The organism is Methanofollis liminatans DSM 4140 (assembly GCF_000275865.1).
Lineage (GTDB): Archaea > Halobacteriota > Methanomicrobia > Methanomicrobiales > Methanofollaceae > Methanofollis > Methanofollis liminatans.
In genome coordinates this window covers 2086615-2101262 of sequence record NZ_CM001555.1, presented here as the reverse complement: position 1 = coordinate 2101262, position 14648 = coordinate 2086615, and the positions used below count along the sequence as shown (strand labels likewise).

Sequence of the window (14648 nt, the reverse complement as noted above, 5' to 3'; positions counted from 1 at the left end):
GGTATTAAGATTGCATTTTGATTGCGACTTTATTTTGTCCATGTGTGCACATATCCCCGCGCCGGAAGGGAGGCGCCGTCGGCCCAGACACCATGCTCCGCCACGACCCGCCCGATCGCCGTCGCCTCCACTCCCGCCACCGGGAACCGTTCGGGCGGGACCGTGAAGAGGAGCTCGAAGTCCCCGCCGCCGAAAAGGGCGAAATCCCGACCCTCCTCCGCAGGGACACCGTCCGGTATGGGGAGACGGACCGTCTCCACCGTAAAACCGCAGTCGTTCACGCCGAGCATGTCGTGGAGGGACATCGCAAGCCCGTCCGAGACGTCCATCATCGCCGTCGCCCCACCGGCATTGAGGGCGAGGCCCGCGGCGACGCGTGGTTCGGGCGCGATCAAGCGCTCCCAGAACTGGTCATAGCCGGAAAGGGCCGCCTGCGCCCCGCCCAGGTAGCCAGTGACGCAGATCAGGTCCCCGATCCCCGCGCCGCTCCGCCTGACCGGCCGCAGAGCGGTCCCGAGGCCGGTGGAGACGATCGTCAGTTCGGTGTGGGCGTCGGTGTCCCCCCCGGCAAGGTCGCAGCCATAGGCCCGGCAGCATTCGAGCGCCCCCGCCGTGATCCCGGCCAGGCGTTCTGGGCGGTCGAGGCCGGTCGCAAGGAGCAGGGCGACGGGCCGCGCCCCCATCGCCGCAATATCCGAGATCGTCACCGCCGCCGCCATCCAGCCGATTTCCCGGTCAGTCATCCCGGCCGGGAAATCGGTCGTCTCGTGGAGCATATCGGTGGAGAGGACGAGCCACTCGCCGCCGTGCTGGATTGTCGCACAGTCGTCGGCCGTCGCCGCCGCCCCAAGGACGGGAACGAGCGAGCGGATCAGCGAACGTTCATCCATGCCGCCGCACCTCCTTCTCCCGCTCGCTCCTGTACTCCTTGAAGACCTGGTTTAACATCGCCGCCCTCTTCTCCCGTTCATGCTCCTCCACCCGCTCCCCCCATGCGGCGAGGGCTGCGGCGAACCCTTCCTCGTCGGCGGTCCCGATCTTTCCCGAGAGGCGTAGCCCGATCGCCCCCGCCGCCACCAGGGGCAGGGAGGCGGCAAGCGCCGCAGCGATCAGGTGCGGGTCCAGCCCCTCCAGGCTCTTGCCCGGAACGACCACCGCCGCCGCCTTCGCATCGGCGATCTCCCGCACCACGCTCCGCCCCCAGCCGCCGGTCGTCGCAACCGCGATCACATCGCCCTCGACAAGACCGAGGTCGGCGGCCAGGCTGCGGACGGCGTCGTGGGTGAGGGACGCAATCGCCTTCACAGCGACCTGCCCCTCGCCGATCTGTAATTCCTCGACCCGCCGCATCCGTTCGATCCGTTTCCTGAGGCTCTTATTCCGTTTTTCTTCCTTCCGCAGGAGCGTCCTGAGGTTCGCGATGATCGCCTCCCGCGTGGCAATATCGGTGTCCCGCTGGAGCGTCTTCCCCCGTTCGGAACGTTCGTACCTGATCTGCCGTTTCAGGCTCGCGATCTCGCGGTCCTTCCCGGCAATCCCCTCTTCAAGTTCCTGCACGAACGCCTGCAGGCGGCGGACCTGCCGTTCGAGCTGGACAAGGCGATCGTCGGCCTGTGCAGGCGGCGTCGGCTGGGGCTGCGGCGACTCCGGCGGTGCGGGCGCGGGCTTCTGCCTGCCCGAGAGGTCGGCCAGCACCGCCTCGATCGACCGTCCCCGCAGCACCCCGGCCCGCACCTCATCGAGGTCGATGCCCGGCGGCACCCGTTTTGCAATGTTCTGGAACTTGTTTTTCAGGGAGCGGTAGGCGTCGAGGGCGGCGGAAACGGCGTCTCGTTCATGGGGGTTGGCATACCCGGTCCCAGCCGTCAGTTCCAGTTTCCCCTCCACCGACCGGTCCTGTGGGGGCACATAGGCGATCGCATTGAAGGCCCGCCGCACCTTCTCCACCGCGTCAGGCATCGGCTGCACGTCGGATGCGATGATCAGGGGTTTTCCGATGCCGGTGATATGCTCGATCACCTCGGCCGTCCCCATCTGTCTGGAAGAAAAGAGTTCTACCACCTCGCCGTCCAGGTCCACCGCCCCGATCCCGGTCGTGGTTCCGGGATCGATGCCCACGATCAGGTACCTGGGCCTTTTCGTCAGGGGCTCGTACCTGATCCGGTCGAGTCTCCGCCCCTCGATGCGCACCTGCACGTCTGCCGCGGTCGAGGCGCGCACCGGGATCGCATCGCGGGAGGCATAGACCGTGAAGTGGACGCGGGAAAACCCGCCGAAGGCAAGGCGTTCGGTCTTTTCGTAGCGGAGACCGGCCGCCACCAGGTGCCCCTCCACGTCGCGGGCCCGCTCCCGCACCGCCCCGTGCATCTTCCTGATATAGCGGTTCTGGCTCCACCCCCCTTTGCCAGGCGAACGGTGGCGTGAAACCGTGATCTCGGTCGTCTTCTCGAAGGCGATCACCGCCGCCCCGCCCCCCAGGTAGGCGATCCGTGCTGCCGCCCCGGCCTCGGCAAAGGGGTCGGTCCGCTCAACCTGGATGTTGTAGCGCGCGGCCACCTTCTGGAGGGTCTCTTTGCGCTCGCCGCCGGTCGCCTGGACGAGCATGGTCCCGGTCGGCAGGGTCTGCATGAACGAAACCAGGTCGTGCTGGTCAGGAGCAAGTTCCTGCACCGAGTCGGTGGCAAGAATATCGGGCTCCTCTGCGGCGATCCGTCTGGAGAGTGCAAACGCCGTCATCTGCGCGGTGGAGACGACCTGACCGTCCTCGATGACGACCAGTGCATAGACAGGGCGGCGGGTCCGCGACCGAACCGACCCCCTGATGATATCGATCCCGAAGACCTTCAACCGACCACCACACCCACCGCCTCCACGGTGGGATAGTCTATCCGGTATTTCCTCTTAAAATACCTGAGCACATTCTCGATATCGCGCTGGAGGATCGCATCGGCGTTCGGGTGCGAGGTCCAGATCCACTGCGGCCAGTCGATGATCCAGACGCCCTCCTCCCCAACCATGATATTGAACTCAGAGAGATCGCCGTGGATGATGTCTTTCCGGTACGCCAGCCGCACGTTCTGGAGGACCTCGTCGAGCACCCCGGCCGGGTCCTCGAGCACACAGCGGTTCAGGTTTGCGCCCGGCACCTCGGACATCACGAGCACATGGCGGGACCGATCGATCGGCACCGGAACCGAGACATCGGGAGAGAGGCGCTGCAGGGCCAGATACTCCTGCTCGGCAGAGCGGGCCGAGGCGAAGATCCAGGGGCAGTGCCCGGCCTCGGGCATATAGCCGCGGTCTTTTCTGGCCGCCTGAAACGATTGCTGGCCGATATGGTGGAACTTCAGCACCACGGGCCCCAGGCCGAGGCCGGCATAGACCTCGGACTCTTTTCCGACCCCGATAAGTGAACCAAGGGCCGAGACCGTCCCCCGCTGGCTGAGCGTATGGAGGGCGATCGCATCGTAGCCCGGAAAGATCAGGGCATAGCCCTGGTACGGCACGGCATCGTATCTGACCATGTCCCACTCGATCAACCGCTGCAACCGGTACTCGAGTTCTGAGTCTGAGAGCCTCGTCGCCCCTTTCAGGACGTCGAGCGGCACCCATTCGTAACGCTGCATCATCCGTTCAAGGGCCTGAAGGATGCGGAGGTCATATTTGTGGAGTAACCTGATATAGTCCGGTGAAAGTGGCATAAATACTACAGATTATATCAGGCAAACGGATAAATGTATGACCGGGTTGATGCGATGCAGTGTTCGAAATGCAGACGTGAGGCGATCATCTGGCAGCGTTATTCCGGGCTCCATCTCTGCCGCGAGCATTTCATCGCCGACCTTGAGGCGAAAGCGAAACGGGAGATCAGACAGAGGCGGATGATCGCTTCGGGCGACGTGATCGCCGTTGCCCTCTCCGGAGGGAAGGATTCGAGTGCGCTTCTCTATTTTCTCACAAAGACCTTTGGCAAGCGCCGTGACCTCTCGATCATCGCCCTCACCGTGGACGAAGGGATCGCGGGATATCGGGATACCGCTGCGGCGCGCCGGATCGCGGAGGAGTGCGGCGTAACCTGGCACTGCGTCTCCTTCGAGGAGATCGTCGGCACCACCACCGATCAGATCGTGCAGAGGCTGGGCGACGCCCTTTCCTGCACCTACTGCGGGGTTATCCGCCGTCACTGTCTCAACACGGCGGCGCGGAGCCTTGGCGCCACCAGACTCGCCATGGGTATGAACCTCGACGACGAGGCCCAGTCGGTGCTGATGAATGCCCTGCGGGGGGATGCCGAACGGATGGTCAGGACGTCGGCGCCGGTGCCGGGCGTCGTGCCGCGGATCAAACCCTTCGCCGCCGTCCCCGAGCGGGAGGTGGCGCTCTATGCCATCCTCCGCTTCGGCGGGTTTACTGAGAAGGGGTGCCCGTACGCCCATAACGCCCTCAGGGCCGACGTGCGGACCCTGCTCAACGACTACGCCTATCGCCACCCGGCCACAAAATATGCCCTCAAAAATCTCGGCGAGCACCTGCCCGCCATCTGCGGGGACACCCCTTCGCGGCTGAGAGTCTGCCCTGAGTGCGGGGAGCCCTGTGGCGACACCTGCCGCTCCTGCAGTCTGGTCAGGGAGGCGCGGGGAGAATAAGCAGGTCTTTTCCGCCCTCAAAACGGAGGTGCCGGGGATCCAGAGCACATACATAGGAAAAAATCTTAACCCCTATGCGCCAGAGGTGGAGGGCGAAGGAGCCCGTTGCAATGGAGAGAGCAATCGGATGTGAGATGGAGGCGGTGGATCAGATGATCCGCCATGCAGTCTGGAGTGCAGGGGCGAGCGGCATCGTCGTCGGGGTCAGCGGCGGGATCGACTCCGCCGTCGCCGCCGCCTTTGCGGCGCGGGCCGTCGGACCCGAACGGGTCGTCGGCGTCTGCCTCCCGAGTGCGGTGACCGTATCGGAGGATATCGAAGACGCACAGGCACTCTGCCGATCGATCGGGATCGAGTGCCGGGAACTCTCGATCGAGCCGGTGCTCCAGGCCTACCGCGGCTATCCCGGGCTCACCGATACGCCGTACCTCGCCGGCAACCTGATGGCCAGGACGCGTATGGCGATCCTGTATGCGATCGCGAACCGGGAAGGGCGGCTCGTCTGCGGCACGTCGAACCGGACCGAGTACATGCTCGGCTACTGCACAAAACACGGCGACAGCGCCGCAGATATCCAGCCGATCCTTCACCTCTACAAGACCGAGATCTTTGCGGTGGGGCGGGCGATGGGCATCGTGCAACGTATCCTCGAAAAACCGCCTTCGGCCGGGCTCTGGGCAGGGCAAACCGACGAGGGCGAGCTGGGTCTCACCTACCCGGAGATAGACGCTGCTCTGCAGTCGCTGGAGCGTTCAGGCTGGAAGGCAGGGAACGAGGTAGAAGAGCGGGTGCTCCGAAGGGTCAGGGCCTCGGAGCACAAACGCAGTTCTCCCCCACATCTCTGAGGCACGCATTAAACGCCTCGATATACTCCTCAGGTCGGTTCAGGAAGCTGAGACATCGCTCTCTTCCGACAAGGCCGTAGATCGGCGTGCCCGGCGCCGTGCAGAAGGCCGGCACCGGCAGGGGCGCCGCCATCCGTACCGTGGCGGTGCCTGGATACCGCGGATTTTTGACAAACGTGCCGTCAGCCATCTCATAGCATGCGGCCCCGCCCATCGCCGCATAGGGGGCGTAGTCACTTGAAAAGGCGGTCGAGACCAGATTTGCCATCACCAGGTCGACATTTCCCGGGTTGATCGTCACATGGCCGAACCCCGGCGGGATCACCACGACATCTCCGGCCCCGGCCTTCACCAGCACGACATCAGAGGCGTCGGGCCTCTGGAGCAGAAAATGCGCCTCTCCTTCTATGACCTCATAGACTTCGGGATATCTGACGCCGGCGGGGTTTTCCGGGTGATAGTGACCTTTTGTCTTGACAAACTCGGGGCCGATGACGCCCGGCGGGATCACGGTCATATCATATCGCAGGGACCGGGCAGAAAGCCACAAACGGTCTTCTTCATTCAGGGCGAGATCCCTATACATAAAATAGAGGGGGCGGTCGGGATCGTCGGCCCCTATGTCGGGTGCCGCCAGAACACCCTTCATATCGGCAAGAGTGCGGATGTGAGGCTCTGGCAGTGGTCCGTTCCAGTGAAACATTACTCGGCTTTGCGCTTTTTGAAGATATAATACCCTGCCCCGATCAGGATGGCGGCGATGAGGACGATTACGATCGGGTTCGAGAAGATATCTGTGGCCGAACCGGTTTTTTCCACCGAGACGGGCAGTTTCATCGTGTCGGAGATCTGGCTGTTGTCAAGGGCGTCGCGGTACCTGATCTCGGTGTCGAGGCCGTACTGCTTGATCGTCGCTCCTGCGTCGACAGTCACAGAGTAGCGGGCGACCGCCGTCTCGCCAGGGGCGAGGTCGCCGAGGTACGCCGTGTCGTCGCTGGAGGTGAAGGGATCGACTGAGCTGATCCTGGACTGGGCATTATACGCCATTGCGGCGCCGGTGTTCTTGTAGGTGACCTCCAGGGTGGCTTTCTCACCCGGACGGACGACCGGTGCCTCCGAGACGACGGCGAACTCGATCTTGCCGCCGACTGGTACCCCTACGGTCTCAGTATCTGATTTTGAGGTCTCACCGTTGCTCTTTTTATACTCTACATAGGCGCCGATAGGATAGGTCTGGGCCCCGGCATTGCTCGAGGCCGAGACCTTGAAGGTGACCGTGGCGACATCGCCGGGGTTGAAGTCGCCGATATAGACACTCCCGTCGGTCGGGATCAGGGGGCTGGAACTGTCCCGCACCAGCGTCGCGACGGCCTTCGTCGCCTGTTCATGGCCGGTGTTGCTGAGCGTGAGGTGAAGGTAGCCCTCGGTGCCGACGTTGAGGTACTCAGTAGAGGCGGATACGACCTCGAGGTTCACATCGGAGGTCACCTTTACCGGGATGTTGATCGTTTCGGTCTTTTTGAGATAACCGGTCCTGATGAGGGTGCCGCTCTCGGAGTCGGTCCAGTCCGCATAGGTGTAGGTGAGGCCGAGCGGGAGGTCATAGGAGCCTGCCGGCGCATTCCTGTCGATCTTCACAACAAAATTCACGGTCTTGCTCGTCCCGCCGGCGATATCGCCGATCTGCTGGGGCTCGGATTTGATCGTGAAGGGGGCGCTTCCCGCAGAAAGCCCTGCCTGCACGAGTTTAGCCAGGTTCGGGGCGTCTGGCGGGGATATTGTGGACGATGTCACCTGGATGACCGTGTTCAGGCCGGTGTTCGAGACGATCACCTGGAGCGTGACCTCGTCGCCGGGAGCGAACTCATTGGTGCCTGAAACGGCTGCAGACAGATCCGGACTGCCGTAGAGAGACTCCACCCCGGCCAGAGCAGGGACGGTGAGCACAGCCATAAAAAGACTGAGAAAGAGTAATTTCCTGATATCCATGTAGGTTCACCGTGTTGTTATTGTTGTAACAACATTTATCTGCAGATCCTATTAATAGTTATGTGATGCACCCCTCTCCGGAATCCTCGGGCACGATTACAGATGCCCTTAAAACGCTTGGACTTACAAAATATGAGGCGCTCGTCTATGTCGCCCTCCTCCAGGTCACCAGAGCAACGGCGACCGAGATCCATGAACTCTCAGGCGTGCCACGCGCATCGGCATACCCTGTCCTCGACCGGCTCATCCAGAGAAATCTGGTGACGGTTTCCCATACCGCCCCGAAACGCTTCTCGGCCCTCCCTCCAACGGAGGCGGTTGACTCCCTCATGCGGGGGATAGGCGAAAAAGCGTCGTATGCAAAAGAAACGCTCCAGGAACTCTACGACCGGAGAAAAACACCCGATGGGGGCGGCCAGGAACTGGTCTGGACCATCACCGGCGATGCAAACATTATCAGCAGGATCCGGGATCTCATGGCTCAGGCAACTGATCGGGTCGATGTGCTGGGGAACTGGAATCTCATCGAGGATCTCGGCGAACCCCTCTCCATGGCGGCGGGCAGGGTCAGGGTGGAGGTGATCACCGATCGCTGTGAGGAGTCGCTGCTCCCTGGCATTCTGATCAGCGCCATCGTCCCGCCGATCTGGCATAAGGAGATGGGGAGCAATGAGAGGGCAGGAATATTCTTTGTTGACGGTTCAAAGGTAATGGTGGTGATGGGCTCGGAGGGGGAGATGCCAATCGCCCTGTACTCGGAGTCTGAAGGGTTTTACCGTTTTTTTTCCCGGTACTGGTCCCTGATCCGGGGCTATGGCGGGATCCCGGATCAGAAGTGATGGATCGGTTCGAGGCTGGAAACGTCGATCAGGCCCTTGAGCGAGTTGATCTCGACATGGTATCCGCCTTCTTTTACCGCTGCCATTACGTTGGTCCCGCCGAGTATTGCGATGCCGAAATACTGGGGTGAACAGGTGAAGCCGAGGATGGGGGCGTTCGGCGGTCCGATCTCAAGCACGCCGGCGATCATGCTCCGCTCCAGGTCTTCAATGACGGCCGCAACGGTGGACTCGGCCTCCATGTGGCACTCCCGAAGGTTGGCGAGGACGTTTCCCCGCCCTGTCGCAATGACCCCTGAGACGTTGGTGATCTCCTGGGACACAAGCAGTTCGAGAGGGTCGATGGTCGTAGCATCATAGAGCACCATATCGGTGAAGCGCCGTGGAGTTCCATTCTCGATCTGCACAACGCCCCCGCCAATCGGATGGAGGGGGGCGCCTCGCCTGATCATCACGCCGTCAAGGGTGATCGAGCATATGGTGCAGATCCCTGCCTTTCCTTTCGGAACGGCGTAACCTCCGGCCTTTTCTCCGGTTTGAAAGATCTGGACCAGACCGCTCGGGCTGATGCCTGCCCTGTAGGTCTCTTTCATGATTGCAATCACAGCATCCAGATCGTCTGCATCCACAAGAGAGAGATTGTAAATGACCTTTCCCTCGTTCTCCGCAGGGTCATAGGTCACCTGCATCGCCTCCTCTTCGATCAGGTGGTTGAGAAATTTCAGGGGGTTATTCACACCATACTCTTGCCACAGAAAGAGAAAAATCATTCCATGCAGGTCGGCGCGGTGTGCAGACGTCAGCCAGAAGGCTACGCACGGTTTTTCCTCATCTCACCCGTACCGCTCTCTGCTGCCCCGGGCCAGTCTGCTGGTGCAGATAGCAAAATTGTTCTATACCTCACGCCGATATAAAAAGAGATGGAAGGCGTTCTGAGGGAGCGGGCGCAGGATCTTGTGAAGATGATCCTGGAAGCCGCGGGATACGAGGTCGAATGCGCCGACGAGCCATTTGATCTCTCGGGTGTCGGCGACGATGACGGGATTGTGGTGCTCATATCGGACAATCCTGATGAGATTGATCGCTTCGACACGAGAAAATTCCGCCTTAAACGAGAGGATGGCGTCCAGGAGTGCAGAAAGGTGCTGGTGACCTTCACCCGTGCGAGGGCACCGAACTGCACCGTCTGGGGCGAGGAGGAGATCGCCAGATATGCCGGTGAAGCGGCGGTTGCCGGTATCTTTGGGCGCAGGATCGCACTCGAAAGCGGACTGGTGGCGCAACCGGCCCGGGCGGCTCCCCGGTCTGGAGGGGGAAAAGGGATCGCCATCCTCCATCTTCCTGTTCAGATCAGCGAGAAGAATGCCATGATCATCTCAGGGAAGCGAGGGTCGGTGCGGTGCAGGTTCGTTCCGTACTGGTGTTACCACTGCACCAGCACCGGATCCCAGACGGTGGTGAACCACCGGGTTTCCTTCGAAGCCGACCAGTGGGGGGGGCTGAACGCCATCAACGGCTCCACGATGGACATGAAGGTCTCCGAAGCCGTCGACACCGGCATGCCCGAGAACTGCGAGGTGCTCACGCCGAAGATCAGAAAGGAGGACGCAGAGGTGCAGGTGGTCGCCGCAATGGTCGAGAACCTCACCCAGCGCGTGCGTATCAAGCGCGAAGAGGGCGACACGATCTATTACCAGGAGGAGACGCTCAAGCCGGATAGAAAGAATATCACGACTGAGGTGACGCTGGTCTATGTCCCGGTCTGGGAAATCGAGGCGCGGGACAAGATCGTCGAGGTGAACGCCTATACTGGAGAGATTCTCACCATGCCGATGGACGAAGGCGTCGAGGTCTTCTAGATCGTCCATGATCCTCGTCATCGGCGGAGGCCCCGCAGGAAGGTTCGCGGCTGTCCGGCTCGGCAATGCCGGACGTGAGGTCCTGCTCGTCGAAAAAGGGGCGATCGGCGGCCAGTGCCTGAACTACGGGTGCATGGCGGTCTGCGCCCTCAACGATGCCGCCCGGCACATGCAGCGGAACCGGGAGTTCGCCGCCGCCGGTATCCTGGACGGTGCTCCTGAGATCCATTTCCCGGCCCTCCTGGGGGGCATGGACCGCGTCCAGGAGAAGATCAGGGCCGTGCTTGATCAGGAGACGAAAAACGCCGGCGTCGAGATCCTCTACGGGAGCACGGCGCGGCTCGACGGCCGCAAGGTCTTCATCGACGGTGAAGAGGTCGAGGCAGAGGCCGTCGTGATCGCGACCGGTTCGGTGCCGGCAGTGCCGGTGGTGGAAGGGATCTCTCTCCCCGGCGTCTATACGGCCCACACGCTCCCGCGCATGGAGACGTTGCCCGGAGATCTCGTTATCGTCGGCGGCGGTGTCCAGGCGGCCGAGTTCGCCTATATTTTCTCGATGCTTGGCAGCCGGGTGACCGTGCTCGCACGCAGTGCCTTTCTGAAAGGGCTCGATCCCCGTCTCCGCCGTCTGGCCCTGAAAGAGCTCAAAGACGTCGATATCAAGGAGTGTGCCGCACTCAACGGCGTAAACGGCAATGAACGGGTTGAAAGCGTCTCTTACGGCGGGAACGAGTCCGAGACCTGCAGGGCTGACGCCGTCCTGCTTGCGGCCGGGCTTGTTCCCAACGCCGCCATGATCGAAGGGGTCGAGAAAGGTCTGAAGGGGGAGGTGCGGGTGAACGACCGGATGGAGACCTCGGTGAAGGGTGTGTATGCCGCCGGCGACGTGACCGGCGGCCCCTTCCTCACCCCGGTCGCCCGCCTGCAGGGGGTCGTCGCCGCCGAGAACATCCTGGGCATCGACCGCCGTTTCGATCCTGCGGCCGTCCCGCAGAGCATCAGCCTCGCAAACGAACTCGCTTTCTGCACTGCAGGGGACGATGACGGTGTTGAGTTCTCCGTGCCCGCTCCTGCAGGTCCGGGCTCGTTCTGGTCGGTCCCGTCAGGCGACACCGGGATCGGAAAGATCCGTGTGGACCGGGAGAGCGGTGAGGTCCGCGGCGTCTGGGCCGCATCGCCGGGCGCCGGGATCATCGCCACCTATATGGCCGACGCCATCCGCCACCGCCGGACGGTCCACGACCTCGACGGCCTCCTGGACGTCCATCCCATTCCCGACGGGGTCCACGGGCTGATCGGCTATGCCGCCTCGTGGCTGCGGGATCACCCGAAAGAGTAGAACCGTATTCTGCCGGGATGGGAGGTGCGCTCCCTGTCCTTTCTCCCCCTTCTCCGGCCAATTTTATTATATAGTCCTTCCCGCAAGGATAGCATGGGACATGATCTTTTTTGAGTTTGCCCGAAGGAACATCAGGCTGAACCTCCTGCGCTCCCTCCTCGCCGTCATAGGGATCGTCATCGGAGTCGTCGCCATCGCCTCCATGGGCATCCTCGGCAACAGTCTCGTCCTCTCGATCTCTGACTCGCTGACCACCGTCGGCGACACCATCGTCATCACCCCGCATGCCGGTGGGGGCGGGGGCGGGTTCGGCGGGGTGTCGTCCAGGGGCATTACCGATCGGCAGGTGATCGAGATCCAGAGGGCCGCCGGTTCGAACGTGGTGATCCCGCTCTATTCAGGTGGCGACCGGATCGTCATCGGCGGTGAGATCGGCGCCGCCCAGATCTATGGGATGCGGCCGTCAGAGATCCCTGAACTCCTCGAGATCCGCGACGGGGTCTACCTGCGAGGCTCGACAACAGCGCTGATCGGATCGAGTCTTGCCGACGAATACGACCTGATCGTGGGCAGCAGGGTGGCAATCGGCGATGAGGAGGTGCGGCTCAGGACGATCGGGATCCTGGAGGAGCGCGGCGTCGGTTTCGATATCAACCCGGACTTCGCCGTCGTCGTCTCAGACGCCTTCTACCGGGACCTCTACGGCGACGATGACTGGAGCATGGTGATCGTCAAGGTCAGGGACCTCAATAAGATCGACACGGTCAGGGCCGCCATCGATGAGCAACTCAACCGGAGAGAGCAGGTGGTGAACGTGCTGGACACCCGCGCGATTCTGGAGACCCTCATAGAGACCTTCAACCGGATCTCGACGTTCACCGTCGCCATTGGCGGGATCTCCCTTGTTGTCGCTGGCGTCTCGATCTTCAATGTGATGATGATGTCGGTGACCGAGCGGACCCGCGAGATCGGGGTGATCCGTTCGATCGGGGCCAGGCAGGGCGAGGTGCTGCGCATGTTCATCTACGAGTCCTTCATTCTTGGATTCATCGGGAGCGCCATTGGAGGCGTCCTCAGTTTCATCGGCGGCTATATCGCCGTGATCATCATGCTGGAAGATACGTCATACCTTTTCGTCCCATCAAGCCTCGTCTACATCCTCTATGGGATGGCGTTCGGCATCGGGACGAGCATTGTTTCGGGCTTTTATCCGGCCTGGAAAGCATCGCATCTGAACCCGATCGAGGCGCTGCGCCATGACTGAACAGGAACCGATCATCAGATTTGTGGACGTCTCCAAGGTCTACCCCCTGCCGGCAGGCGACGTCGTCGCCCTCGACCACGTCTCCCTCGACGTCCCGGCCGGAGAGTTTCTTGCGATCATGGGGCCGTCGGGCTCGGGCAAGTCTACCCTCCTCAACCTGATGGGCTGCCTCGACACCCCGAGCTCGGGAACGCTCTCCATCAAGGGAAAAGAGATCGGAAAACTCTCTGACGATGAACTCACCGCCCTGCGGCGCGACCATATCGGCTTCATCTTCCAGCAGTTCAACCTGATCCCCCTCCTCAACGTCCTCGAGAACGTGGAGTTCCCCAGGCTCTTAAAGGAGCGGAAGGGGGGGTGCAGCGAGACGTGCCGGGACGTCATCCGCGCTGTCGGCCTTGAGGACGAACTCCTCACCCACACCCCGGCCGAACTCTCGGGCGGACAGCAGCAGCGGGTGGCGATCGCCCGCGCCCTCGTCAACGACCCCGAGATCCTCCTTGCGGACGAACCGACGGGAAACCTCGACACAAAGACCGGGACCGGGATCATGGAACTCCTCACGGCGATGAACAGGCGGGGCAAGACGATCATCATGGTCACGCACGACCCCAGAATCGCCGAATACGCCCGGCGAACGATCAACATCGTCGACGGTCGGATTGCATGATCTTTTTCTCGTTCGCCCTCAGGAATATCAGGCGGCACCCGGCACGCTCCCTGCTGGCGACCCTCGGGATCGTGATCGGGGTCTTTGCGATCGCCTCCCTCGGCGTGATGGGCAACGCCATCAATCTGCTTGCCGCCGGCCTGATCGCCGATGTCGGCGACACGGTGGTGATCACCCCGCACACCGCCCTCGGCGATCTCGGGATCGTCGGCGATCCCAGGACGGCGGTGGCGGCGACGATCCCTGAGGCGGACGTGGAGCGGATCAGGCGGGCGGCCGGGGGTTACCTGACGGTGCCGGTGCTTGAAGGGGCGGCCGAACTGACGGCAGGGAAGGAAGGGGGCTACGCCCTGGTGATCGGCCTCGATTACGATGCCGTCCCTCCGCTCCTCTCCCTCTCGGAGGGCAATTACCTCAGACCCGGCTCCCGCTCCTGTCTGGTCGGGGTATATCTCGCCCGTGAGTACGACCTTCGGGCCGGGAGCAGGATCGGGATCGACGGCGAGACGGTCCCGGTCGCCGGCGTCCTTCAGGAGCGAGGTCTTGCCTTCGACATCAACCCGGACTACGCGATCGTCGTCACAAAAGAGCGATTTTTTGAGATGTTCCCTGAGAAGGTCGGCTACAACTACGTCGTCATCAAGGTCACCGACCAGGCGGCGATCGAGGGCGTGAAGGGTTCGGTCGAGAACCTGATGAACCGCCGGGAGAAGACCGTGGATGTTGTGGACTCCAGAGAGATACTGCGGCAGGTGAACGAGATCTATGACGCGATGGGCTGGTTTCTCCTCGGTATCGGTGCGATATCCCTGGTGATCGCTGGCGTCTCCATCCTGAACGTGATGATCATCTCGGTCACCGAACGGATCCGAGAAATCGGGGTGATGCGGTCCATCGGGGCGTTGCGCCGCGAGATCCTGTTGATGTTCATATACGAAGCGCTCGTCCTCGGGATTGTCGGGAGCCTGGTCGGCGGGGCCTTTAGTTTTATCGGGGGCTATCTCATCAGCGTCGCCGCCCTGCAGGTGTTCACCGCCGGGACTACCTTTGGTGAAGGGGCGACCGTCTTCGACCCGCTCTCTATCGCCTATATCCTCTTTGCGATGGGCTTTGGCATGGTGACAAGTGTGGCAGCGGGGCTGTATCCGGCATGGCAGGCGTCACGGATGGCGCCGATCGACGCGTTGCGGGGGTGAA

General features: G+C 62.2%; 14 protein-coding genes. 8 read left to right on the top strand and 6 right to left on the bottom strand.

Features of this window, described 5'->3' with window-relative positions:
- Positions 1-29 precede the first annotated feature (29 nt).
- From thiL to METLI_RS10340, 3 genes are read right to left on the bottom strand one after another with little or no spacing between them, the layout of a single operon-like run.
- Entirely contained in the window at positions 30-890 is an 861-nt protein-coding gene (gene thiL / locus METLI_RS10350; protein ID WP_004040171.1) for a thiamine-phosphate kinase, read from the bottom strand.
- Entirely contained in the window at positions 883-2847 is a 1965-nt protein-coding gene (locus METLI_RS10345; RefSeq protein ID WP_004040169.1) for a DUF460 domain-containing protein, read from the bottom strand. The genes thiL and METLI_RS10345 overlap by 8 nt, the downstream gene beginning before the upstream one ends.
- Positions 2844-3701, bottom strand: a complete 858-nt coding sequence (locus tag METLI_RS10340; RefSeq protein WP_004040168.1) for a serine/threonine-protein kinase RIO2 — start codon at positions 3699-3701, stop codon at positions 2844-2846. The genes METLI_RS10345 and METLI_RS10340 overlap by 4 nt, the downstream gene beginning before the upstream one ends.
- Positions 3702-3734: 33 nt before the next feature.
- Here METLI_RS10340 and METLI_RS10335 point away from each other — a divergent pair, with 33 nt between their 5' ends.
- Positions 3735-4646, top strand: a complete 912-nt coding sequence (locus tag METLI_RS10335) for a TIGR00269 family protein (RefSeq protein ID WP_004040165.1) — start codon at positions 3735-3737, stop codon at positions 4644-4646.
- A 110-nt stretch (positions 4647-4756) separates the two neighbouring features.
- Positions 4757-5491: an NAD+ synthase gene (locus tag METLI_RS10330; protein WP_004040163.1), complete on the top strand. Its 735-nt coding sequence runs from the start codon at positions 4757-4759 to the stop codon at positions 5489-5491.
- On the opposite strand, the gene METLI_RS10325 is transcribed toward METLI_RS10330, so the two are convergent.
- Positions 5448-6194, bottom strand: a complete 747-nt coding sequence (locus METLI_RS10325; protein ID WP_004040161.1) for a glucose-6-phosphate isomerase family protein — start codon at positions 6192-6194, stop codon at positions 5448-5450. The genes METLI_RS10330 and METLI_RS10325 overlap by 44 nt on opposite strands.
- Positions 6194-7444 (bottom strand): COG1361 S-layer family protein, encoded by a 1251-nt coding sequence (locus METLI_RS10320; RefSeq protein ID WP_245529363.1) that lies wholly within the window; start codon positions 7442-7444, stop codon positions 6194-6196. Before METLI_RS10320 ends, METLI_RS10325 begins: the two co-directional genes overlap by 1 nt.
- A 101-nt stretch (positions 7445-7545) precedes the next feature.
- Between METLI_RS10320 and METLI_RS10315 the strand changes: the two genes are divergently transcribed.
- Positions 7546-8319, top strand: a complete 774-nt coding sequence (locus METLI_RS10315) for a TrmB family transcriptional regulator (protein ID WP_004040157.1) — start codon at positions 7546-7548, stop codon at positions 8317-8319.
- Here METLI_RS10315 and METLI_RS10310 read toward each other — a convergent pair.
- Positions 8310-9056, bottom strand: a complete 747-nt coding sequence (locus METLI_RS10310; protein WP_157203268.1) for a DUF128 domain-containing protein — start codon at positions 9054-9056, stop codon at positions 8310-8312. The genes METLI_RS10315 and METLI_RS10310 overlap by 10 nt on opposite strands.
- A gap of 183 nt (positions 9057-9239) precedes the next feature.
- Here METLI_RS10310 and METLI_RS10305 point away from each other — a divergent pair, with 183 nt between their 5' ends.
- The 5 genes from METLI_RS10305 (at position 9240) to METLI_RS10285 (ending at position 14647) form a co-directional block, all read left to right on the top strand.
- Positions 9240-10178, top strand: a complete 939-nt coding sequence (locus METLI_RS10305) for a hypothetical protein (RefSeq protein WP_004040154.1) — start codon at positions 9240-9242, stop codon at positions 10176-10178.
- A gap of 7 nt (positions 10179-10185) precedes the next feature.
- Positions 10186-11517: an FAD-dependent oxidoreductase gene (locus METLI_RS10300; RefSeq protein WP_004040152.1), complete on the top strand. Its 1332-nt coding sequence runs from the start codon at positions 10186-10188 to the stop codon at positions 11515-11517.
- 100 nt (positions 11518-11617) lie between these two features.
- Positions 11618-12781, top strand: a complete 1164-nt coding sequence (locus METLI_RS10295; protein ID WP_004040151.1) for an ABC transporter permease — start codon at positions 11618-11620, stop codon at positions 12779-12781.
- Positions 12774-13451 carry an ABC transporter ATP-binding protein gene (locus tag METLI_RS10290; RefSeq protein ID WP_004040150.1) on the top strand — a complete coding sequence of 226 codons (678 nt, stop codon included), beginning with the start codon at positions 12774-12776 and terminating at the stop codon, positions 13449-13451. Before METLI_RS10295 ends, METLI_RS10290 begins: the two co-directional genes overlap by 8 nt.
- Positions 13448-14647 carry an ABC transporter permease gene (locus tag METLI_RS10285; protein WP_004040149.1) on the top strand — a complete coding sequence of 400 codons (1200 nt, stop codon included), beginning with the start codon at positions 13448-13450 and terminating at the stop codon, positions 14645-14647. Before METLI_RS10290 ends, METLI_RS10285 begins: the two co-directional genes overlap by 4 nt.
- Position 14648 lies beyond the last annotated feature (1 nt).